A 23,299-nucleotide genomic window follows, 5' to 3' on the forward strand; every position below is an offset into this window, starting at 1 on the left:
TATTCTATGGTTTTATTGTGATATTTTCAGTTATTTTAACAGTATTCTTATTTCAGGCTATTTTTTAATTTCTTATAGTTTATTTGAATATTCTTATGGATTTCTTATTAATCTTATTAATCCTGCTTTAATGATTTTTTTATTTTTGGCGGGTTTTATAAAATATTAAACCCTTATTAATTTCAGTGTTAAATAAAATAATAAATATTAAAAAATAGATATTCTAGATTATAAAATAGAATTTTATAACTAGTTCTAATTCTTATAAATCTAACTTATGCATTTGGGAAATTGTAGTCGGGGGATTTTTTATTAAGGAAAAAATATTTATGGAAAAAGACTTTTATAATCGGTTTAGCCAATTTGCAAATAAGTTAAATGAGGATTTAGATGATCTTCTTCTTGGTAAAGTTTTATATATCTCATTAAACGATTTACCTATTGTCAAATATGAGAATCCTAAACATGTCAAGGTTCATAATATTGACTTAGGTGATGATTTTGCCGAATATTTATCTGAATATGTAAGGTCAAGGAATATAACGAAAAGAGACTTATTCTATACAGCCATGAAATCCCTTGATGATGGTGATGTTGAGGTTATTAAAATCGGCTCATATAATTTCAATAAAACTAGTCATGAGATAAATGAAACTAAAAAATCTGAAAACCTGAAAAATAAAGATGTAAACGAACTATTTGATTCTAATGGCAGTATTAAACAGAATAAGATAATTGACAGATCAAATACTTTAAATAAAAATCTCCATATGAGGAAATACTCTAAGGAAATTGAGATATTGAAGGGATTTGATAATAAAATCAATAATTTAATTAAGGGTTATGATCTGGGGGATATCGAATATTTTAATGGAGATTATGAGGAAATCAATCTGGATAACATGTCCTCTGATTTAAAAGCAGAATTAAATGAGAATAAATCTTTTTTCAATAATATTCTATCCTGTAGTTTGGATGATTATCAGAAGTTGGCAGTGGTTGTAGACTGTGATAATGAACAGATCATTGCCGGTGCAGGTACTGGTAAAACCTTAACACTAATTGCTAAGGTAAAGTATCTAGTTGAAATTAAGGGTGTAAATCCAAACAATATTCTATGTTTGTCATTTAGTTCTAATTCTACTTTTGAACTTAAAGATAAACTTTATAAAACCTTGGGTAAGGATATTGAAACCCGTACATTCCATGCTTTAGGTCGTAAAATCATAAGGTCCTATGACAATACTGTATATGGCAGTCCTATGGATTTTGCTGATTTTTTCATTAAACGATTTAAGAATAGTCTATCTATTGATGAGATGAAAGATGTTATCAAATTAGCATATAACTATTTTAAGGTATTTAAAAGGGGTTTTAATGATTATATAAATAAGAATAGAAATTATTCCCGTGAAGAACTGGTAATGGAAGAATACAATTATGTCCTGCAAAACTGTGCTCTTCCAGGTTTAATCGAGGAGTTTACAGAAAGATTTAAACGTAACAACTATACTATTGATAAGTTTGATGAATTCTATCAATATGACTATGATGAATATCTGGATGAACGTTTAATATTCTTGGATATTGCAAAGAAATTTTATATTGAATATGAATTATATCTGCTTAAGAATAATTTTATCGATTTTTCAGATATGATAAATAAATCAATACCCCTTGTTGAATTATATGGTATAAAAGATAATTATGATTATATATTAATCGATGAGTATCAGGATACTTCCTACATGAATTATAGACTAATTAGGGCTATTAAGGACAAGACCAATGCAAAAATTATAGTGGTAGGTGATGATTGGCAATCTATTTATGGTTTTAGGGATACCGATTTGGATTTGTTTAATAACTTTCCGAAGTATTTCAGGAATCCGAAAATTGTCTTTACATCTAAAACCTATAGGAATTCTCAGGAATTGATTGATGTTGCAAGTAAATTTGTATTGTCCAATGAAAAACAGATTAAAAAGGATTTGGTCTCTGATGTTTCAATAAAGAAAGCACCAATACAATTAATCTATTATAATTATGGTAAGACAAGTAGGGTTAAATTGTTTGAAGATCTTTTAATGGATTTAACCTGTAAGTTTCCAGGTTCTAGTTTACTTGTACTTTCAAGAAATAGGGAGGATATTAAAGCCTATTTATCCCCACGTTCCTTCTTCTCAAAAAATCCGAGTAAGATTGGAAAGTCTAATAATCTAAGGATCACTTATCCTAAAAATTCCAATGTAAAAAAGGAAGATAGATTGGATATCCAATTTAAAACCATTCACGTATCCAAAGGTTTGGAAGCGGATAATGTAATTATAATAGTCAATGATAACTTTCCAAGTCAGGTTAAAAATAGCGGTTTACTTGATTATGTAAGTAATGGTAATGATATAGGTTTAAAACGTAGTTTGGAAGAGCGCCGTTTATTTTATGTAGCATTATCCAGAACCAGAAACTATGTTTTCTTATTTACAAATCTCCGTGAAAAATCCTCATTTATAAAGGAGTTAGAATCTTATTATGCATTAGACGAGTTTAAGGATTCCTTTGATGTTTACCATAATCCAGAAACTAAATAACATTCTTTCTAATGTTAAAATTTTTTTTATATAAATAGGTTTAAGATTTTAATTTTATCTTAACCTAGATACCAAATGATGTATTCTTTCAATAGATGGATTTTTCTTTTAATCGGAATCTCTTTTGTCAATGGTTTTTGATCTTTTCAATTTGAATCTTTTTTTGTTGATTGATTTTTTAATCCTTTGATTTTTATTTCAATTAATATTCTTTTTTTTAATTAACTGATTTTTTTAACTATTTAATTTTTATTTCAATTAAAATTTAAGATTCTTCTATTATTTGCTAAAATTTATTAATATGTATTATTATAAATATCACTGTATAATAATTTTAAAATTTGAAGAAAAATAATTATTTTTATAGATAATTAATTAATTATTTTTATTATTATAATTTTCTTAAATTTTATGGTTGTGAATTTTAATGGAATTAATTGTGGCGAAATTTGGAGGAACCTCGGTTGGAAATGGTTCTAGAATAAAAAAAGCGGCACAATCTGTCGTAAATGAGTATATGAAAGGAAATCAAATAGTGGTTGTAGTATCTGCTATAAACAAGACTACTGATGATTTAATAGAAGTTACTAGTGATGCAATGGGTGATGATGTATCTTCTCAACAAATGGCAGAAATTTTATCCATGGGTGAGATGACTAGCACTAGAGTATTTGCATCTACAATTGAATCATTAGGTGTAAAATCTACATTTGTTGATCCTTATAATGATGCTTGGCCTATTATAACTGATAATAGTCCTTTAAATGCTAAAATAAATTATAAAGCTTCTGAATATCAATCTAAAAAAATTTCACAGCTCTTAGACCAAGGTGTTATTCCGGTAATCTGCGGATTTTTAGGTAGAGGTCCTAATAATGAAATAACTACCATTGGCAGGGGAGGTAGTGATGTAACCGCTTTCTTCCTAGGTCATGCACTTAAAGCTAGTGAGGTTGTAATTGTAACAGATGTGGATGGTGTAATGAGTACCGATCCTAGAAAGATTGAAGAAGCTGAAAAACTAGATAAAATTTCAGTTGAAGAAATGAGGGATATTGCTTTACATGGTGCACAGGTTTTACATCCCAATGCTTTAAAATATAAAGATCCGATGATTAAAGCTAAAATTATCAGTTTTGAGAAATGTGATTTATCAGATAAAGGAACTGAAATTGTCGGTCCTTTTGAGGATGGGATGCTTAAAAGAGCAATATTATATCCTGAGAAATTATCCATATTAGCTGTTGTTGGAGAACATATGATTGAAGCTAAAGGATTACTTGCAAACTTAACTAACATTCTTGCAGAAAATGATATTAATATTTATGGTATTTCTGCTGGAGAAAACTCTATGACTGTTGTGGTAAGTAAAAAAGATTCAGATAGAGCTTATCATTTATTGCACCGTTTAGTTGTTAATATTGATAATTTAAGTTCAATTTCAATGGGTGAAGATATTGCAATGTTGACTGTTGTTAGTCCTGAATTCAGTCAAGCTGAATCACCGGGTATTATTGCAAATATTACTAATCCGTTACATAAAAATAATGTTAATATAGTAGAAATCTCTTCTTCACAGTCTGCTGTTATTCTATTTGTTGAATGGGAAGATGGAGAAAAAGCACTTAAACTTGTTAGGGAGGTTTTAAATTGAAATTTGAAGGAACTGCTATTGCAATGATTACTCCTTTTACATCAGATAATAAAATCGATGAAGAAGGTTTTAGAGAAAATATAAACTTTTATATTGATAGTGGGGTTGAAGGCTTACTTGCTGCTGGTACCACTGGTGAGTCAGCTACTTTGACCCATGAAGAACATAGAAAATTGATTGAAATCTTTGTTGATGAAGTTAATGGTAGGGTAGCAACTATTGCTGGTGCAGGTAGTAATTCTACTGATGAGGCATTAGGTCTTGTTAAATTCTGTCAAGATGTTGGTGTTGATTATGGACTTGTAATTACTCCTTATTATAATAAACCTCAACAACATGGTTTAGTTCAACATTATAAAACATTAAATGATAATGCAGATTTGGATATTATTGCTTATAATGTACCATCACGTACCGGTGTTGATATGGCTTCTGAAACTATCTGTGAAATTGCAAAACTCGATAAAGTTACAGCTATTAAAGAGGCTAATCCAAGTTTAGATAAAACAAGTCATACATTCTCACTTTTAAGAGATAATGATCTTTTAGATGATATTAATGTTTTATCTGGTAATGACGGTTTAACACTTCCTTTAATGTCCATTGGTGCTAAGGGTGTTATTAGTGCATCTGCAAATGTTGATCCTGTAAGGATGGTTAAAATGGTTCATTGTATTCAGGAAGGTAAATATGATGAAGCAAGGGAATTACATTATCAAATGTTGCCATTAATTAAAGCATTATTCTTAGAAACTAGTCCTGCTCCTGCAAAAGCTGCTTATCATATGATGGGTAAACCTGCAGGACCTTTAAGATTACCTCTTGCACCTATTAAAGAGGATACTAAAAAAGTTTTAGAGGATGTTCTTAAAAAAGACGGATTTATTTAGATTTCTAATTGTAGATTAATAGTTTATTTAAATTTAAACACTATTTTTATTTTTTTTAATTTTATTTAAAAAGTATGGAGTTAATAAATATGATTAAAGTTGCTGTTACTGGAGCTGCTGGAAGAATGGGTTCTGGTATTGTTAGAAGAATTACTGAACAAGATGATATGGAAGTTGTTGCAGCTATTGAAATACCTAACACACCTCTTGAAGGTAAAGATATTGGTATTCAAGCAGGTATTGATGAACTTGGAGTACCAATTGTTGGTTCTGAAAAATTAGAAGAAACATTAAAAGAAACAAAACCTGATGTTTTAGTTGATTTCACTATTGCTGCAGCTGCAGCACAAACAATTCAAACCGCTACAAAATGTGGAGTAAATATTGTTGTGGGAACTACCGGATTTTCACCTGAACAAGAAGCTGCAAATAAAAAGGCTGTTGAAGATAATAATGTAAAGGCAGTTATTACTTCCAATTTCTCCATTGGTGTAAACGTATTCTTTAAAGTTATCCGTGATTTAACACCTATTTTAGATGATTACGATATTGAAATTATTGAAGCTCACCATAATCAGAAACAAGATGCTCCCTCTGGAACTGCAATGACTGCTTTAGAAACAGTTTGTGATGCTTTAGGAAGAGATCCTGAAGAGGTAGCAGTTTATGGAAGACATGGCCATGTAGGTAAAAGAACCAAACAAGAAATTGGAGTTCATGCTATCCGTGGTGGAGATATAACTGGTGATCATACTGTGCTCTATGTCGGTGACGGTGAAAGATTAGAGATTAAACATATGGCTCATAAAAGGGAAGTTTTCATTGCAGGTGTAATTAGGGCTATTAGATATATTCCTGATGCTGAAAACGGTAAAGTTTCTGATATGACTGATGTATTAGGATTAAATTAAAATTTTAGAGAGTTGATTAAATGGTAAATGTAGGTATACTTGGTGCAACAGGTATGGTTGGACAAAGATTCATCCAACTTTTAGATAAACATCCTGATTTCGACATTACTGCCCTTGCAGCATCAGAACGTTCTGCAGGTAAACGCTACGAAGATGCAACTACTTGGTATCTTGATGAGGCAATGCCTGAATCTGTTAAGGATATTGAAGTCTGTGAAACCAAACCTGAAGCTATGTCTAATGATGTTGATATCCTATTCTCATCACTTCCAACAGATTTTGCTGCTAAGATTGAACCAGCATTTGCTCAAGATTATATTGTAGCATCTAATGCTAGTGCAATGAGAATGGTACCAGATGTTCCTCTTGTTATCCCTGAGGTTAATCCTGAGTTCTTAGGTTTAATAGAAACACAACAAAAAAACAGGGGATGGGACGGTTTCATTGTAACCAATCCTAATTGTTCTACTATTGCATTAACTTTAACATTGAAACCTATATACGATGCATATAATATTAACAAGGTTTATGTTTCAACTATGCAAGCAATATCTGGTGCAGGTTATAATGGTGTTCCATCTATGGCAATAGTTGATAATATTATCCCATATATTGGTAATGAAGAGGAAAAGATGGAAAGTGAAACTTTACAACTATTGGGAAGCTTTGAAGACGGTGTTGTAAAAGATGCTGATTTCAAATTATCCGCTTCATGTCATAGGGTTGGAGTTGTAGATGGACATACCGAAGCTGTTTTTGTTGAACTCGATAAAGATGAGGATATTGATGATATTAAACAAACTATGGCTAATTTCAAAGGTCGTCCACAGGAATTAGGTTTATATTCTGCTCCAAAAAATCCTGTAATTGTTAAAGAAGAAGAGGACCGTCCACAACCTAGATTAGATAGGAGTGCTGATGGTGGAATGGCTGTTACTGTTGGCCGTGTAAGAAAAGATGCTGCTATGGACAACAGTTTTAAATATGTTTTAGTTGGACATAATACAGTTAGAGGTGCAGCTGGAGCATCAGTATTAAATGCAGAACTAATCAATAAAGAAATACTTTAATATTTTTTCAAAAAACTTTTCTTTTTTTCTTTAATTTTTTGTATTTTCTTATTATTTACTTTACATTAGGCTATTTTTTGTAATTAAGTTTAAATATAATTAAAATATATAATAAATATTATATAATTTAATGAAATAGAATATTGAAAATTATTTTAATTTCTTAGTCATTTTAATAATTTGTACTATGAAATTATCTTAAAAATGTCTATTTTCATTGGAATTTTCATGATAAATTTTATTATTGCTGTGGAATAAAGTGTTTGGGATTTTTATTTCATTTATATTTTATTTATAAGGTTTAGTTGGGAGAATAATGGTTTTTGAAAATGATGAGAAGGAGACTCTTCAAGCATTAGTTAGATCTTGCTTATTGGAGATAAACAGATTAAAAACAGATTTAGCTGCTGCTGAAAAGGATAGGATTGATTTACAGAATCAAAAAATAAAACTTGAACATGATGAGACTATAAATAAATTGGAATCTGATTTAAACAATAAAGAAAATGAACTTATGCAGTATAAATTAGATGTTCAAGAGAAAATGAACGATTTACAATCTGTAATCAATGATAAGAATGAAGAGTTAAATGTTAAAAATAAAATCATCATAGACAATGAAAACCTTATAAGTAACCAAGATGAAAAAATTCGCCAATTAAGCGATTTTGATAATAATATTAAATCCATACGCCTTGCTATTGAAGATGATATTAACTCAATTAAAACATCACTTGAAGATGTTCTTGAAGGATTTAGGAAAGATGAATCTTTAAATGATGAGAAGATTCATGAAAAAATAGATATCATCAATGAGAAAGATGATGAGATTAAATCATTGTCTAAGAATATTGATGAGTATAAAATCCAAATCATTGGACTTAAAAATCAGATAGAATCTAAAGATAGTTATATAGAACTCAAAGATGAACTTTCTAATACCAAACATAGACTGGAAGAAAAGGAAGATGAAATCACTGTTCTTAAGGAGGATTCTATTCCAAAATCTGATTATGATAGTTTATATGCTCAGTTTACAGAATTGAAAGGTGTAATTCAATCTAAAGACCAAAGTATTAGGGAGTTACAAGAGTCTAACAAAGAACTTTCCAATGTCAAGAATGAATTGGATCATACAAAACAGGTTTTATCAGTTAAAACTCATGAACTGGATACTCTTAATGAAAATCTTGTATCCTCTGAGGATCATATTGATTTAAAGAATAAATTGGATAATGCTAACAATTTATTAAGTTCCAAAGACCGTGAAATATCTGATTTGAAATCATCAACTGTAGATAAAACATTATATACTGATTTACAAAAAGATTATAATGAACTAAAAGATTCCACAGTTTCCAAAACTTCATATGAAGAATTAGGTCAGGAATTGAAAAAAATTAGGGAAGGCACTGTAAATAAAGAAAAATATAATGTTCTAGTAAATGATTTTGAGACATATAAATCAAGTGCAGTTCCTAAGGAAATTTATGATGATTTAAAAGAGGAATTACAGACTGTCAAAGATTCAGCTGTTTCAAAAGAAGATTATACTAATTTGGAAATTGAACTACAGCATGTTAAAAATAGTTCAATTTCAAAAGATATCTATGATAAAGTTTCTGAAGAGTTAGATGAATTAAAATCTAATGCAGTTTCTAAAAATGAATTCGATGAAGTTTCTAGTGAGTTAAATCAATTAAAATCATCATCTATTGCTAAAGCAGAATATGATAGAGTTAAATCTGAACTTGATTCTGTTAAAGAAAATATTCTTAAAAAGGATAATGAAATTGCCTCTGTTAAAAATAATACCGTTGATAAAGATAGATTTGATAACATTCAGAAAGAACTTAATTCTGTTAAATCTGATTTATCCAGTAAGGATAAGGAAATTTCAGAACTTAAAACCAATTCAATATCTAAACAAGAATATGATAGGCTTAAAAAAGAGAATGAGCTTAAAGATGAGAAAATTGATCGTTTGGAAAAAATCAAGGATTTATTCTCTGAACTTGAGGCTCAACACAATTCTGATTTAGAAAACTTAGAACAACTTCAAAGTAAAATCAAGAATATTGAAGATGGAGATTCTGATTCTGTAAATGAAGAGAATCAGGAACTTAAAAAAGAGATTGAAGAAAAGGATAAAACCATTAAAGATCTTGAGGAAATTAAAATATTATACAATAAACTACTCATTCCTCCAAAAACAGATTTAACTTCATTCCAATCCCAAGTATTTAATTTAATTCCAAATGAGCCTATGAATGCAAAGGATATTCATGAGTATATTAAGAGTGTAGCATTTGATAAAATATCCCTTGCAAGTGTTCAAAACATCTTGAAGAAATTAGTTAGAAAGGGTTATATGGAATCTTATGAAGAGGGAGATGAGGTTATCTATAAAAAAATAGCAGAGGATATTGTAGGTAAATAGATACCTTTAATTTTTCTTTATCTAATTTTTCTAAGATTTTTTTTATTTTTTCTATTTTTTTTAGGATTTTTATTATTTTTCAGGATTTAAATTATTTTCTGATTTTGTTATTATTGTTTTTTCACTGTTTTTTGGATTTTCATCCTTCGCTTTTAAGTTTCATTTTATTGTTTTTTATTCTTTATCTATTTTATCTGTGGGCTGTTTTTGTTATTATATTAATAATTTGATTTATTTTAATTAATATTAGATATCTCTAACAAATGCTCTTATTAAACTTGCTTCACTATTGATTTTCAGCGGAATAAAATATCCGTAGTATTTATCTTTTTTAAGTAAGTCTAAATTACATAGATTTTCTATAATTAACACGTTATTCTTCAGTAAATATTTATGGATTTTAGTTTCTCCATAAAAATCGGGGCTTGACATATCTGTAGCAATTAATGAAACATCATTTTCAACTAAAAGTTTAGCAAATTCAATACTTAAGCTAGGATTATTAAGAAAATACTTATCACTATTAAAATTTTTAGCCCATAATGTTTTTAAAACAACTATTTTCTCAAGGCTTTCTGGGATATTTTTTATATCATTAACATTGATGTCATCATTTCTCTTTACAGGACTTGCATCTAAAATATTACATGGACCAATTAAATTTTCTAATTCTAAATCAGGTATTTTATCTAGGTTATTAAAATAATGATAAGGACTATCAATATGGGTTCCGGTATGGTTTGAACTTGTAAGTTTTGATAAATTACATTCTCCATTGTTATTTAATGAATCAATATATTCTATATTTAAATCAGGATCTCCTGGATATGGCTTAATATTATTTTCAAGTTTATGTGTTAAATCAATGAATTTCATAATTAGAATTAGGCTTTAATGATTAAAATTTATATTGAAATAGTTTTTATTAATTTAAAAATTAGCTTATTATTTGAAAATTATTTTTAATTTGGAATCAGCTTTAATAATCTTTATTAGTTAAAAAATTATACTAATTAAAAATGGTTTTTATTTAAAACCAGTTTAAAATGATTTTTTGTTTATTAAAAAGTGGTATACTAATTAAAAATCAGTTTTTATTTTAAAATCAGTTTATGGTTTTTGTTTATTTAAAATATTTAATCAATTAAAAATCGATTTTATATCTATTTATATAATCTTTAAAAAAAGGATGAATATTTAAAAGAGATTTAACTCCCTTTTTAAATATAAAATTGTTTTATGCATTTATAGGTTTAATCTCATCATTAGCTGGATTTAACATCTTATCTTTATCTCTCAATACTGACTTTGTACTTGCTATTCCAAGTAACATTGTGGATAAATTGTGTATTGTTGAGGATGTTGAAGGTGTGATTATACCAAGAATTCCTAATGCAATTAAAGTACCATTTATTCCAACGATTTTGTGGTAATTACTATTGATCTTATCTAACATTTTACGACTTAAAATTCTTAAAGTTATTAAATCGTATAAATTGTCTGATAATAAGGAAATATCTGCTACCTCTCTTGCAATGTCAGATGAATTCTTCATGGATACAGAAACATCTGCAGCTGCTAATGCTGGTGAATCATTAATGCCATCACCAACCATTATGATTGTTTTTCCTTCTTCTTTTAATCCTTCAATTATATTTGCTTTATCCTCTGGAAGTACTTGAGATTTATAATTTGTTATTCCAATTGATTCGGCAATACTTCGTGCACCACTTTCACTATCACCTGTTAACATGATAATGTTTTCAATGCCCATTGTTTTAAGTCTTGTTATAACATCTTTTGCTTCATCACGTACAGGATCATTAATACAGATTAATCCTTCAAGTTTATTGTCGATAGCTAAATATATTACAGAATTTTCTTTAACTTTTTCATCAATTAATTTTTTCTGTTCTTCGGTAATTTCAACCTTCTCATCTTCAAATAAGAAGTGTTTACTACCTATTACAGCTCTTTTGTCATTGTATCTAGTTGCAATTCCATGAGCTACTATATATTCAACTTCACTATGTTCTTCCTTATGGTTTAATCCTTCAGCCTCAGCTTGTTTTACAATTGCTTTTGCAATACTGTGTGCAAAATGCTCCTCAATACAAGCTGACATCTTTAACACTTCGTCTCTTGTGTAATTTCCAGTTGGAATTACATCTACTACTTTAGGACTTGCATGTGTTAATGTTCCAGTTTTATCAAATACAATTGTATCTGCTGTTGCAAATTTCTCGATGAATTTTCCACCTTTTATCATCATTCTATTATCGGATGCTTCACGCATAGCTGATATGATTGATAATGGGGTGGTTAATTTTATTGCACATGAGAAGTCTACCATTAAAACGGATAATGCCTTTGTACTATCCCTTGTAAATAGATAAGTTAAGAATGTTAAAACAAAACTATATGGAACTAGTGAATTAGCTAATTCAACAGCTTTGCTTTCGGTTTCAGCTTTTAGATTTTCTGAATTTTCGATTAATTCAACAATATTGTTTAACCTTGTATCTTGATCTACAGAATAAACCTCGATTACGATATTTCCCTCTTCAAGTACTGTACCTGCATTAACGGTTTTACCAATGTCTTTATGTACTGCTAAAGGTTCACCAGTCATTGAGGATTCATTAATCATTCCTTCTCCATCAACAATCTTTCCGTCTACAGGAATCATATCTCCCATATGGATTTTAACTTTATCTCCTTTTTTAATGTCTGCTAATGGATAGGTTATTTCAGTTCCATCATCTCTTACAAGCCATACGGTATCGATGTTTAAGCTTAAACTTTCTTTAAATGTACTTTTTGATTTTTGTACAGTATATTCCTCAAGTAAATCTGAGATTGAAAGTAAGAACATCATTGAACTTGCAGGTTCAAAGTCTTTTTTAAGTAATGAACCTGTAACAGCAGATCCATCAAGTAAATCTACATCAATTCTAAAGCTTGTTAAACTGTTTAGACCTTTTGCTATATATTTTACAGCTTTAATTAGAGTTATAGCATTTCTAATGTCTAATGGTAAAAAAGGTCTAATCAAATATCTTTTAATAAGTTTTTTAATAATCTTTAGATAGAATTTATTTGTAATTTCATTAGATTCGTTTTTAGGACTTGGCTTTCCTTCAAATAAATCCTCCATTCCAATATTATCTAATATTCTTAAAATCTTATCTTTATCTTCTATGTTGTAATAGTTAATTAAGATACTTCCATTTCTATGGGAAGTTCTTACATCTTTAATAAAATCATTTTCCAAAAGTAGTTCACTAAGACCATATCCTTCATATTCAGTAAATGCATTTTTACCAGAACGGACCCTTAATCTGGTCTGGTTGTCATACACTATTTGATATTTCATAGTTTAGCCTTGAGATATGGTTCTATTCTTTTTTAGAATCTGCATATATTTGTTTTTTCTCAGCTTTACTACTGTCAACAACGATATCTTCTGCATTTTCTTTCATATCTTGATAGCATTCTTCAGCATCTCTTTTCACTGCCATAACTGATGCCATCCCTTGAGTACAAGCTTTTTTTACTTGCTGTGATTCAAGGATTTTTTTTCCAATATATGCAGTAGCAATTCCTCCTAAAAATATTAATGCTTCTCTATGTTCACAAATTTCGTCCCAATAGTCGCTCATTTTTCGACACTCCTTGTAAATTTTTATATAATTAATTTTTACACCCACTTTTAGATATACCTAAAATTTTTAGATAATTTTAGCTTTTATAAAAAATTTTATACTTATTTTTTAGTATACCTAAAATTTTTAGGCAATTTTAGTTTTTATAAAAATTTATATTTAAAACTTTTGATTTTTTTAGGTAAACTAAAACTTTATTAATAATTTTTATATATTATTAAAAAATAAATATTAATAAATAGTCTTTATTGGTTTGAATTAATTTTTTAAAATTGTTTCATTTTTATAAAATGCTTAAATCTAAAATAAATGTGTTTTAAATTTAATTTATTTTGCCTAATTTTTGTAAAAATAAGTGTATTAATTAATTATTTAAATAGTAATAAAATAATATTATATTATATTATAAGATTGATTATTTTTTATGATAACAAATAAGAATAGATGATATTATGAGAAAAAATTTAGATACTACAAAAATAATACCATCACCGGTTTTAATGGTTGGTACTTATGATAAAGATGGAAACGCTGATGTTATGAATGTTGCATGGGGAGGTCAATGTGGACCAAATCACATAGCATTAAACTTAGGCCTAGCACATAAAACTGTGGAGAACCTTAAGGAAAAAGAGGCTTTCACTGTAAGCTTTGCAACTAAAAGCACTGAGGAATTATCTGATTATTTCGGTCTTCGTTCAGGAAATGATGCTGATAAAATTGCTGAATCTGGTGTAAGTGTAATCAAAGCAGAAAAGGTTGACGCTCCAATTATTGAAGAATATCCTTTAACTATTGAATTTAAGGTCATAGAAATGAAGGAAACTTTAGGTGAATTAAGAGTTGTTGGTGAAGCGGTAAATGTCTCAGCAGATGAATCAATATTGGATGATGATGGAAATATCTCTATTGAAAAATTAGAACCTATCATATTTGATTCTGTAACTAATTCCTATCGTGTTATTGGAGAGGTAGTTGGATCTGCTTTTTCAGATGGTAAGGAGTTATTTAATTAATTTGTATAAAAATAGTTTTTATATAATTTTAAACTTTTTTTCTTCATTAAAAAGGGTAAAACTTAAATTAAAGAGTAATACCTTTTTTCATGATTAATTTAAGAATTTTCAACATACTTTTTTTAGTTATATCTATATTCCCTTTTGATTTTTGATAATGTATAAATGCCATTTATTATGTTTAAGTTAAAATTCAATTTTTGATAATATATCAAGGTCTTATTTTTCAATTATCTTAAAAGTTAAAATCCATTGATGGAATATCAAAATCTTATTCTTCAATTATTTTAAAAATAGATTTATTCATTTAAAAATTAAACTAGCAATAATATGTTTATTAATCAAAATTAGTAAAGTATAAATTTAGATTAATCAACAAAAATAGCTGAAAGTATTGATTAATCTAAAAAACATACAAAAAAAGCATGCAACCGCCGGGATTCGAACCCGGGTTTTTGGCTTGGAAGGCCAAAGTAATAACCAGACTATACCACGGTTGCTTATGCGGCGTCCGGGATTTGAACCCGGGTCTCTAACGTGGCAGGCTAGAGTCTTAAACCAGGCTGGACTAACACCGCATTTGATTGTACTTTCATACAACATAATTATTTTTGTTATCATACTATATAAAGCTTTCTATTTTTATCTGATTTTTTTCAAATTTTTTATTTTAATATTCTAATTAATTATTTGAAAAATTTTAATCATCTTCTGATTTTCATTTATATTTTCATTGGTTTAAGAAATTACCATTTATATATTCTTATTTTTCTATGGTAAATTCTATATTTTTTCAGTTATATTTCCAAAAGGATCTATATTAATCATTGCTTAATATTTACGGTTTAATTTCTTATATTCCATAAATATTTATATTCTATTTTATGAATATAATAATGTTATTATAACAACATTTAAATATTATAAAACCTATAAAAATATTGTTATTTATTAATTTTATTAAATATCTATCAATATTGATATTATTGATTTTATTAAATAATTTTATTTTAATATTATCTGGTGATTTAAAAAGGGTTCGATTCCTTTAGATATTATTTTTTACTCTCTTTAAGAGTAAAAAAAAATTGTTTGTTATTTTCTTAAAAAAATAATAAAAAAATCATATATGGTGATTAGATGTTTGATTTAAGTGCTTATGTTCCATTTTTAGGACTTTTAATATTTGGTAACATAGAAAACTTAATTCTTGCTTCACAAGGAGTAGTTGCCAAGGCAGATATGAAAAAATTAAGTTTAGCAAGTATTGTTGCTGTTATAATTTGGTTATTAATTGGTACTTTAGCTACTGCAGCTGCAATTAAATATGCTGATGCAATCAACTTTATTGGTGGTTTAGCTATTTTCATATTAGGTTTACAATCTATGCTTCAAGCAACACATCTTATTGGAAGTAACGACGGAAACTAAAGGTGTTATAATGTCATTTATGAATGAAATAAAACCATTTTTACCATTAATCATATTTGGTAACATAGAAAACTTAGTTTTAGCTTCCCAAGGTGTTACTGCAGGAGTAGATCCTATTGTTTTAGGTGGATTAAGTTTAATATTAGTTATAATATGGTTATTAATTGGTACATTTGGAACTAAAATTGCTATTAAATATGCTGATGCTATTGAATTTATCGGTGGTTTAGCAATATTTATTTTAGGTATTCAATCAATGTTAGAAGCAGTTCATATTATTTAAATGAAAATTTAAATGAATATATAAATTTTATGGAATTATTTATTATTATTTCAAGAAAAAACAATTTTTCAATAATACAAACCTTTTGGTTTTGTTATTCTTTTTTGAGGGCTTTTTTCATATTTTTGCTGAGTTTTAAACTCACAAAAAATATTTTTGGAAATTTATTCAAACATGCTATTTTTGTTTTCTGGTAAACTACTTATTTTCATTTTCATCCGCAGTGGATAAATGCCTTATTTTTTCATGTTAGGATAGAGTAACTCTTAGACTTATTTTTTTCGAATTAATTTAATATTTTAATTATTTTTTATAGCTTTATGACCTTGATATTTTAAAAGCTTATTTTATAGTTCTCTTTAGATTTTTTAATATAATTGATAATCTTATTTAATAAGAATGCTATAAAACTTCTAATAGTTTTTATATCTTAAATAATTTTTTAATTATTTATTGAATAGATGTACATGATGTTATTTTATTTTATAATACTTTCAGAGCAAATTAATTATATTAAAAATTTAGTTAAAATAACAAGTGTGTTTATATGATTATATGATTTTAAAGATCTTATTTTTAAAAATTACCTGATGAAATTATTTTCTATAAATAGCATAATTTTTTCTAAATTCAATATCAAATTTTAAAGAGTGTTCTATGAAAATATTTTCTATAAGTAGTATGGATTCTTTCTAAATTCAGAAATGTTTTAAAAATAGCATTTAAATTATATTAAAAAAATAAAAAAAAGTTAATTAAATGAAATTATTCATTTAATCACATTCAATTTCAAGTTTCTTATCACTTTTTGGAAGCAATGTTAAGACTATAGGTAATACTATGAGTATTGCTGCAATTATTCCTTGAACTGTTATTGAGAATAAATTATTGGTTGTTATTAATGTGTAGATTCCATTTAACCATAATGCTATGAAAATTATTGGAATCACATATTTAATAAGATATTTCCACCAGCTACCAAATTTATATTTCGCATTTCTATTTACAATATCCAGTAATTTATCAATATTGTATAACCAACCAAAGATTAAACATTCAAGGACAATACCGAATAGTACTGCAAACTCGTTTAGGAAACTATCTGCAATGGTAAGTAAATAATTTCCAAGTCCTGTAGCATATACAAATGATAATCCGAAACCGATTATACAAAGTACAGTTACTATGACTTTTCTTCTAATTTTGAATTTACGTGTTATACCAAGAGATAATGGTTCAAGAAGGGAAATTGTTGTTGTTATACCTGCAAATAATACACATAAGAAGAATAATGGTGCTAAAACATAAGCAAAATTACCCATTATGTTAAATACTGTTGGGAATGCAACAAATATAAGTCCAGAACCTTGTGTAATTACTTGGTCTATTGGAACACCTTGACTAAGTGACATAAATCCGAGGATTGAAAATACTCCAATAGCTGTAAAGAATTCAAATCCACAATTTGATATTGCAACGATTGCTCCATTTTTAATAAGCTGTGAATCTTCCGGTAGGTAACTTGAATATGTAGATACTACACCCCAACCTAAACTTAATGAGAATAATATTTGTCCTGCAGCTGCAAGCCATATATTCGGATCAAACAATGCATCCCATTTTGGAGTAAGTAATGTCTGTATTCCAATATATGATCCAGGTAAACTTACACCATAAATAATTACAATAGCCATGATTCCCATAAGTGCTGGAATCAAGACTTTACTGAATTTTCCAATACCATTATTTAAGTTTTGGTGTGAAATGTACCAGATTATTACCCATAATACAAGTAAGGATATTACAATTGGCCATATAACAGTAGAAAGTCCTGAAATTGATGTGGTACTATGGAGTAATGTGTTAGTGTAAAAATTACCGGGATTAGTTCCCCATCCTTTTGAGAAACTTAAAAGGAAATAGATTAAATCCCATGCAATAATAACTATATAATAACATAGAATCAGGAAGGAGGTTAAGCATATGAACCAACCAACAACTTCCAACTTACTCTTAACCTTTTTAAACATATTTGGTACAGAGGTTTTAAATTCAAAACCTACTGCATATTCTAAATATAAATAAGGTAAGGCCATAAGAAGAATAGAGATTAAGTAAGGTATAAGGAATGCCCCTCCACCATTTGAATATACTACATATGGATATCTCCATATATTACCAAGTCCAATAGCAGATCCAATCATCGCCATAATAAAGGATAATGTACTGTCCCATTGGCAAACTTTTTGATTTTGACTAGCCATCTTTATTTCACCTATGATGAATAAGATTTATAATTTAAATCATAATTATTATTAAAAAAAGAATTGGATTAAAAATCTTAAAAAATATTGATTTATTTAAAACAATAAATTTGATTGATTAAATAATTTAAATCCTTAATTAGTTGAAATAATTTATTATTTATTAAATTATAAATTTCTAAGTTTAATATGAGAATTTAAAATATAAGTTTTATTCAGATATATTTACTTTTTTCACATATTTTTACAACTTAAATATATTTATTTTTGTTTGTTATTAAGTTTTTTTAATTTTTCAATATTTTTTAGATTAAGCTTTTATGGCTTGTTCTGGGGATTACTTCAAATTGAATACAATTATATAGAAAATAGTTTTAATATAGATTCTTAAGTTTAAATGTTTAAAAAATATTTTAAAACGGGAAAAAATTGGATATTGTTTTTTTTTTATTTTAAAATTTTTAAAAATGAAAAGATGATTTTTTTTATATTTGGAAATGTTTAAAATTAGAATAATAAAAATAGGTTTATTTATTTTTAGAAGTATTTAAATTTAGAATAATAAAAAAGGAGTATTATATATTTTTAAAAAATATTTAAAGGAAAAATAAAAATATTTTAAAAAATAATTGAATGAAATAGTTTTTTTAAATGGATTATTCTTTTCTACCAATTGCACATAAATATGTTGTTTTGGTGTTGGTAAATGTTGTAACGTCTTTAAAGCCTGCCTCTGCTAACATTTCACCAAGTTCATCTTCGGATAAGATAGTCATGTCCAATAATTCAATTCTATTTCCCATTCTTTCTTCTAGTCCCTCATCTTTCCTCTCTTCATTACAGATGAAAATTGCACCATCTTTTTTAAGGACTCTGTGAATTTCTTTAAAATCGTTTAAAAGATCTGGCCAGAAGTATATGGTTTCAAATCCGCTTACAATATCAAAACTTTCATCATCAAAAGGAAGTTCTGAAACAGATCCCTGAAGTATCTTAACTTGACCTTTTTCAATTTCTTCTTTATTGTATTTTTCAGATTCCTTAACACTAGTCTTGGAGTAGTCTATTCCATAGACCTTTCCGTTAGTCATACCTGCAAACCTTTTAACATTAACTCCTCCACCACAACCAATGTCTAATATGTCATCATCTTCACATACGTTTAAATGACTTACGCCCCATTGTGCTAAGTTTTCATGGGACTTATTCATTCTTTGAATCATTTTCTCTCCAAGTTCTCCTTCAGGTTTACGGCAGTTAAGAACTAGTTCGTCTGATTCTTTTTCTTTAATTTCTTTAAAGTCTTTATCTGACATTTGGTTATCGTTTGCACTCATAATTATTACCTTAATTATTGTTTAAATTTAGAATTAGATTAACAATATAATATAGTTTATATTATACTTATAATTTTTAAAGCTTATTGATTTTAAACTTTTAATTATTATATTTTTTTTATAAAAATTAGTAATGGTCTTTAAAATTAAAATCTTACATATTAAAATTCTTTACTGTAAACTTTAATATTAGGTTAAAATCAGAAAATGGATATTAAAATAAGTGTTGCTTGGTTAAAGATATTTTTCTATAAAAAAGGTAGAGATAGAAGGATTCTATCTCCGTGTTTGTAATCCCTTTATATTTACATCATAGGTGGCATTCCGCCTGCTCCAGGAGCTCCGCCCATTTGGGATGGGTCAGGTCCTTCTGATGAAGATGCGATAACATCGTCGATTCTTAAAATCATTTCAGCAGCTTCGGAAGCAGATTGAATAGCTTGTTTTTTGACACGTTTAGGTTCTACAACACCAGCTTCTTTCATATCAGTGACTTTACCATTGAATACATTTAATCCCATGGTGGTTGAGTTTTCATGAGCAGCTCTTAAATCTACTAATGAATCGATACTGTCAATACCTGCATTTTCAGCTAAAGTTTTTGGTACAACTTCTAAACTTTCTGCAAATGCATTTACAGCTAATTGTTCTCTTCCACTGATTGATTCAGCATAGTCTTTTAATCTTTTTGCAATAGCTACTTCAGGAGCTCCTCCTCCAGCAACTACTTGACCATCTTCAATAGTTGCAGCAACTACACCAATAGCATCTTCAATAGCCCTTTTGATTTCGTCTGCAACATGTTTGGTACTACCTCTTACAAGTAAGGTTACAGCTTTAGGTTCTTTACAATCTTCTACAAAGATCATATCTTCACCAGAGACTTTTTTCTCGATTACTGAACCAGCCTCACCTAAATCGTCACTAGTTAAATCTTCAACATTACTGACGATGTTTGCACCGGTAGCTCTTGATAATTTTTCAATATCTGATTTTTTAACTCTTCTTACAGCTAAGATTCCTGCTTTGGATAAGTAGTGTTGAGCTAAGTCATCAATACCTTTTTGACAGAATAATACATTTGCTCCAGCATCGGAGATTTTTGCAACCATTTCTTTTAACATGTTTTCTTCTTGTTCAATAAATGCTTGCATTTGATTTGGATCTGTGATTCTGATTTCTGCATCTACTTCGGTTTCTTTAACTTCAAGAGCAGAGTTTAAGATAGCGATTTTTGCACCGTCAATTTCTGAAGGCATACCTTGGTGTACTCTTTCTTTATCAATAATTACACCTTGTACTAATTCAGAATCTTCGACAACTGCACCCTCTTTCTTCTCGATTTTAATGTGGTCAATATCTACTTTTCCGTCTTCTTCGACTTGTTCAACAGCTTGAACAACTAATTTTGCAAGAGGTTCACGAGCTTTTTCAGTTCCTTTACCGGTCATTGCAGTCATTGCAACTTTTTCTAAGGTTTCAGTATCAATATCGCTAATTGCAATCTCATCTAAAATTTCTTGAGCTTTTTCAGCAGCTTGTCTGTATCCCATTGCAATAATGGTTGGGTGAATATCCATATCTAATAATTCTTCAGATTGTTTTAATAATTCTCCTGCAATGATAACAGCAGTAGTAGTTCCGTCTCCTACTTCATCTTCTTGTGTTTTTGCTACTTCAACAAGCATTTTTGCTGCAGGATGGTCGATATCCATTTCTTTTAAGATAGTAACTCCATCGTTAGTTACTACAATATCTCCAAGTCCGTCTACTAACATTTTATCCATACCTTTTGGACCTAATGTAGTTCTTACGGTTTCAGCTAAAACTTTAGCAGCTAAAATATTATTTCTTTGTGCATCTTTACCTAATAACCTGTTAGTACCTTCAGGTAAAATGAATATTGGTTGACCTTGTTGTGCCATAATTTCACCTCAATATTTAAAATAATTCTTATAATCATTATCTAAATAGAATTATCTAATTAGACTTTAATTTTGCTTGATGTTTGTATTTAGAGAATATAACCATTTCATTCAATCATTTTAATACTATAACATAATGGTTTATACCCTTGTTAGTTTTTTTAAAAAAATTTAAAAAATTATCTAAAAATAAACATCTACATATAGAAGTGGGTTAGAGGTTATATAAATACTTTACGGTTAAAAGTAAATTTTTGTAACTAAAATAATTTATCATGATTTTCAATGATTATTATTTTATTTTCAGATTAAAAATATAGATTCCTTATCATATTTCTTTTTTCACGATTTAAGGAAATATTGTCCCTTTATTCTATTGAATCAATAAATTTAACTAATAAAATATCTCAGAATTTAATAATTTTTTTTAAAGATTAATATCTGATTTCTATTTCTTGGGTGACTATTATAAAATATATTAATCATCCTATGGAATTGTTAATTTAAAATCATTTTTAATTTTCAATGTATTGTAAAATTTTTATGAATCTAATTTTTTATTTAATTTCCTTAAAAAACATATAATTTTATATGTTTAAAAAACTTATAATATATTAATATAAATATTTAGTTAATTTTTTAGCTAAGATATATAACTTAAATTTCAAGATTTTTTAATAAATTATAATGATATTATTTTAAATAGTTGAATAATGATTAAAACTTTATGGAATTTTAATTTGATTTAATTTATTTGTAAAACGGTGTGATTTTATGGTAGGAATCGTAGGTTATGGTGCTTATGTACCTTCTTATAGGATTAAGGTTGAAGAAATTGCTAAAGTATGGGGTGATGAACCTGAACAATATAAGAAAGGTTTAGTTGTTAACGAAAAATCAGTACCTGCTCCTGATGAAGATGCTGTTACTATTGCAGTTATGGCTGCTAGAAATGCAGTAAGAAGAGCTCAAATAGATCCTAAAGATATTGGATCAGTATATGTTGGATCTGAATCCCACCCATATGCAGTTAAACCAACTGCTACTATTGTTGCAGATGCAATTGATGCAACTCCAAATTTAACTGCCGCAGATTTAGAATTTGCTTGTAAAGCAGGAACTGCAGGTATTCAGATGAATATGGGTTTAGTTGGATCTGATATGATTAAATATGGTTTAGCTATCGGTGCAGATACTTCCCAAGGTGCACCTGGTGATGCATTAGAATATACTGCATCCGCTGGAGGAGCTGCTTATATAATTGGTAAGGAAAATACAATTGCAGATATTACAAGAACCTGCAGTTTTACTACAGATACTCCTGATTTTTACAGAAGAGAAGGTCAGACTTATCCTTCACATGGTGGAAGATTCACCGGTAAACCTGCATATTATAGACATGTATTTGGTGCAGCAAAAAGAATGTTGGAAATGTCCGAGACTAGTGCGGAAGATTATGATTATTGTTGTTTCCACCAACCTAATGGTAAATTCTATATTAGAGCTGCTAGAACCTTAGGATTTAAACCAGAACAATATGAACAAGGTTTATTAACACCTTATATTGGTAATACCTATTCTGGTGCTGTTCCTTTAGGTTTATCACATATTTTAGATATTGCAAAACCTGGAGATAAAATATTTGTAGTAAGTTATGGTTCAGGTGCTGGTAGTGATGCATTCACTATTGAAGTGAATGATAGAATTGATGAAGTTAGGGATTTAGCTCCTAAAACTGATGATTATCTTAATGAGAAACATTATGTTGATTATGCAGTTTATGCTAAATATAAAGGTAAAATTAGAATGTCATAGGAGTGTA

The 23,299-nt window shown here is 28.1% G+C and carries 16 protein-coding genes and 2 tRNA genes; 10 read left to right on the forward strand and 8 right to left on the reverse strand.

The window, feature by feature from the left end; genetic code table 11:
- Positions 1 to 329 precede the first annotated feature (329 nt).
- The 6 genes from ON24_RS08435 to ON24_RS08460 all read left to right on the forward strand — a co-directional run bounded on the left by ON24_RS08435 (position 330) and on the right by ON24_RS08460 (position 9,556).
- On the forward strand, positions 330 to 2,591 hold the full coding sequence (locus ON24_RS08435) for a UvrD-helicase domain-containing protein (protein ID WP_050553617.1): 2,262 nt from the start codon (positions 330 to 332) through the stop codon (positions 2,589 to 2,591).
- Positions 2,592 to 3,018: 427 nt separating this feature from the next.
- Positions 3,019 to 4,245 carry an aspartate kinase gene (locus ON24_RS08440; protein ID WP_016358149.1) on the forward strand — a complete coding sequence of 409 codons (1,227 nt, stop codon included), beginning with the start codon at positions 3,019 to 3,021 and terminating at the stop codon, positions 4,243 to 4,245.
- The gene (gene dapA, locus ON24_RS08445) at positions 4,242 to 5,135 is read left to right on the forward strand and encodes a 4-hydroxy-tetrahydrodipicolinate synthase (RefSeq protein WP_016358150.1); all 894 of its coding nucleotides are present in this window, start codon (positions 4,242 to 4,244) and stop codon (positions 5,133 to 5,135) included. Before ON24_RS08440 ends, dapA begins: the two co-directional genes overlap by 4 nt.
- Positions 5,136 to 5,224: 89 nt before the next feature.
- Positions 5,225 to 6,046: a 4-hydroxy-tetrahydrodipicolinate reductase gene (gene dapB / locus ON24_RS08450; RefSeq protein WP_016358151.1), complete on the forward strand. Its 822-nt coding sequence runs from the start codon at positions 5,225 to 5,227 to the stop codon at positions 6,044 to 6,046.
- A 20-nt stretch (positions 6,047 to 6,066) separates the two neighbouring features.
- Entirely contained in the window at positions 6,067 to 7,116 is a 1,050-nt protein-coding gene (gene asd, locus ON24_RS08455; RefSeq protein WP_040682633.1) for an aspartate-semialdehyde dehydrogenase, read from the forward strand.
- Between the two features lie 316 nt (positions 7,117 to 7,432).
- Positions 7,433 to 9,556: a hypothetical protein gene (locus ON24_RS08460; RefSeq protein WP_016358153.1), complete on the forward strand. Its 2,124-nt coding sequence runs from the start codon at positions 7,433 to 7,435 to the stop codon at positions 9,554 to 9,556.
- A gap of 246 nt (positions 9,557 to 9,802) precedes the next feature.
- Here the strand turns inward: ON24_RS08460 and ON24_RS08465 are convergent, their stop codons facing one another.
- The 3 genes from ON24_RS08465 to ON24_RS08475 form a co-directional block, all read right to left on the reverse strand.
- On the reverse strand, positions 9,803 to 10,432 hold the full coding sequence (locus ON24_RS08465; protein ID WP_016358154.1) for a cyclase family protein: 630 nt from the start codon (positions 10,430 to 10,432) through the stop codon (positions 9,803 to 9,805).
- A 361-nt stretch (positions 10,433 to 10,793) separates the two neighbouring features.
- Positions 10,794 to 12,932 (reverse strand): heavy metal translocating P-type ATPase, encoded by a 2,139-nt coding sequence (locus tag ON24_RS08470; RefSeq protein WP_040682634.1) that lies wholly within the window; start codon positions 12,930 to 12,932, stop codon positions 10,794 to 10,796.
- A gap of 22 nt (positions 12,933 to 12,954) precedes the next feature.
- Positions 12,955 to 13,218 (reverse strand): hypothetical protein, encoded by a 264-nt coding sequence (locus ON24_RS08475; protein WP_016358156.1) that lies wholly within the window; start codon positions 13,216 to 13,218, stop codon positions 12,955 to 12,957.
- 455 nt (positions 13,219 to 13,673) lie between these two features.
- On the opposite strand from ON24_RS08475, the gene ON24_RS08480 reads away from it, so the two are divergent.
- Positions 13,674 to 14,237, forward strand: a complete 564-nt coding sequence (locus tag ON24_RS08480; protein WP_016358157.1) for a flavin reductase family protein — start codon at positions 13,674 to 13,676, stop codon at positions 14,235 to 14,237.
- A gap of 426 nt (positions 14,238 to 14,663) precedes the next feature.
- On the opposite strand, the gene ON24_RS08485 is transcribed toward ON24_RS08480, so the two are convergent.
- Positions 14,664 to 14,737, reverse strand: a tRNA-Gly gene (locus tag ON24_RS08485).
- A gap of 3 nt (positions 14,738 to 14,740) precedes the next feature.
- A tRNA-Gly gene (locus ON24_RS08490) sits at positions 14,741 to 14,815 on the reverse strand.
- Positions 14,816 to 15,377: 562 nt separating this feature from the next.
- On the opposite strand from ON24_RS08490, the gene ON24_RS08495 reads away from it, so the two are divergent.
- Together ON24_RS08495 and ON24_RS08500 are read left to right on the forward strand one after the other, a co-directional pair.
- Positions 15,378 to 15,668, forward strand: a complete 291-nt coding sequence (locus tag ON24_RS08495; protein WP_016358158.1) for a hypothetical protein — start codon at positions 15,378 to 15,380, stop codon at positions 15,666 to 15,668.
- Positions 15,669 to 15,678: 10 nt separating this feature from the next.
- Complete coding sequence (locus tag ON24_RS08500; RefSeq protein ID WP_016358159.1) at positions 15,679 to 15,951, forward strand: hypothetical protein; 273 nt, start codon at positions 15,679 to 15,681, stop codon at positions 15,949 to 15,951.
- Positions 15,952 to 16,724: 773 nt separating this feature from the next.
- On the opposite strand, the gene ON24_RS08505 is transcribed toward ON24_RS08500, so the two are convergent.
- The 3 genes from ON24_RS08505 to thsA all read right to left on the reverse strand — a co-directional run bounded on the left by ON24_RS08505 (position 16,725) and on the right by thsA (position 21,477).
- Positions 16,725 to 18,215, reverse strand: coding sequence for a sodium-dependent transporter (locus ON24_RS08505; protein ID WP_040682635.1), 1,491 nt, complete (start codon positions 18,213 to 18,215; stop codon positions 16,725 to 16,727).
- Positions 18,216 to 18,871: 656 nt separating this feature from the next.
- Positions 18,872 to 19,552, reverse strand: coding sequence for a class I SAM-dependent methyltransferase (locus ON24_RS08510; RefSeq protein ID WP_236254934.1), 681 nt, complete (start codon positions 19,550 to 19,552; stop codon positions 18,872 to 18,874).
- A 305-nt stretch (positions 19,553 to 19,857) separates the two neighbouring features.
- On the reverse strand, positions 19,858 to 21,477 hold the full coding sequence (gene thsA / locus ON24_RS08515) for a thermosome subunit alpha (protein WP_040682636.1): 1,620 nt from the start codon (positions 21,475 to 21,477) through the stop codon (positions 19,858 to 19,860).
- A 774-nt stretch (positions 21,478 to 22,251) separates the two neighbouring features.
- Here thsA and ON24_RS08520 point away from each other — a divergent pair.
- The gene (locus ON24_RS08520; RefSeq protein WP_040682637.1) at positions 22,252 to 23,292 is read left to right on the forward strand and encodes a hydroxymethylglutaryl-CoA synthase; all 1,041 of its coding nucleotides are present in this window, start codon (positions 22,252 to 22,254) and stop codon (positions 23,290 to 23,292) included.
- Positions 23,293 to 23,299: the final 7 nt, after the last annotated feature.

Source organism: Methanobrevibacter boviskoreani JH1 (assembly GCF_000320505.1).
Lineage (GTDB): Archaea > Methanobacteriota > Methanobacteria > Methanobacteriales > Methanobacteriaceae > Methanarmilla > Methanarmilla boviskoreani.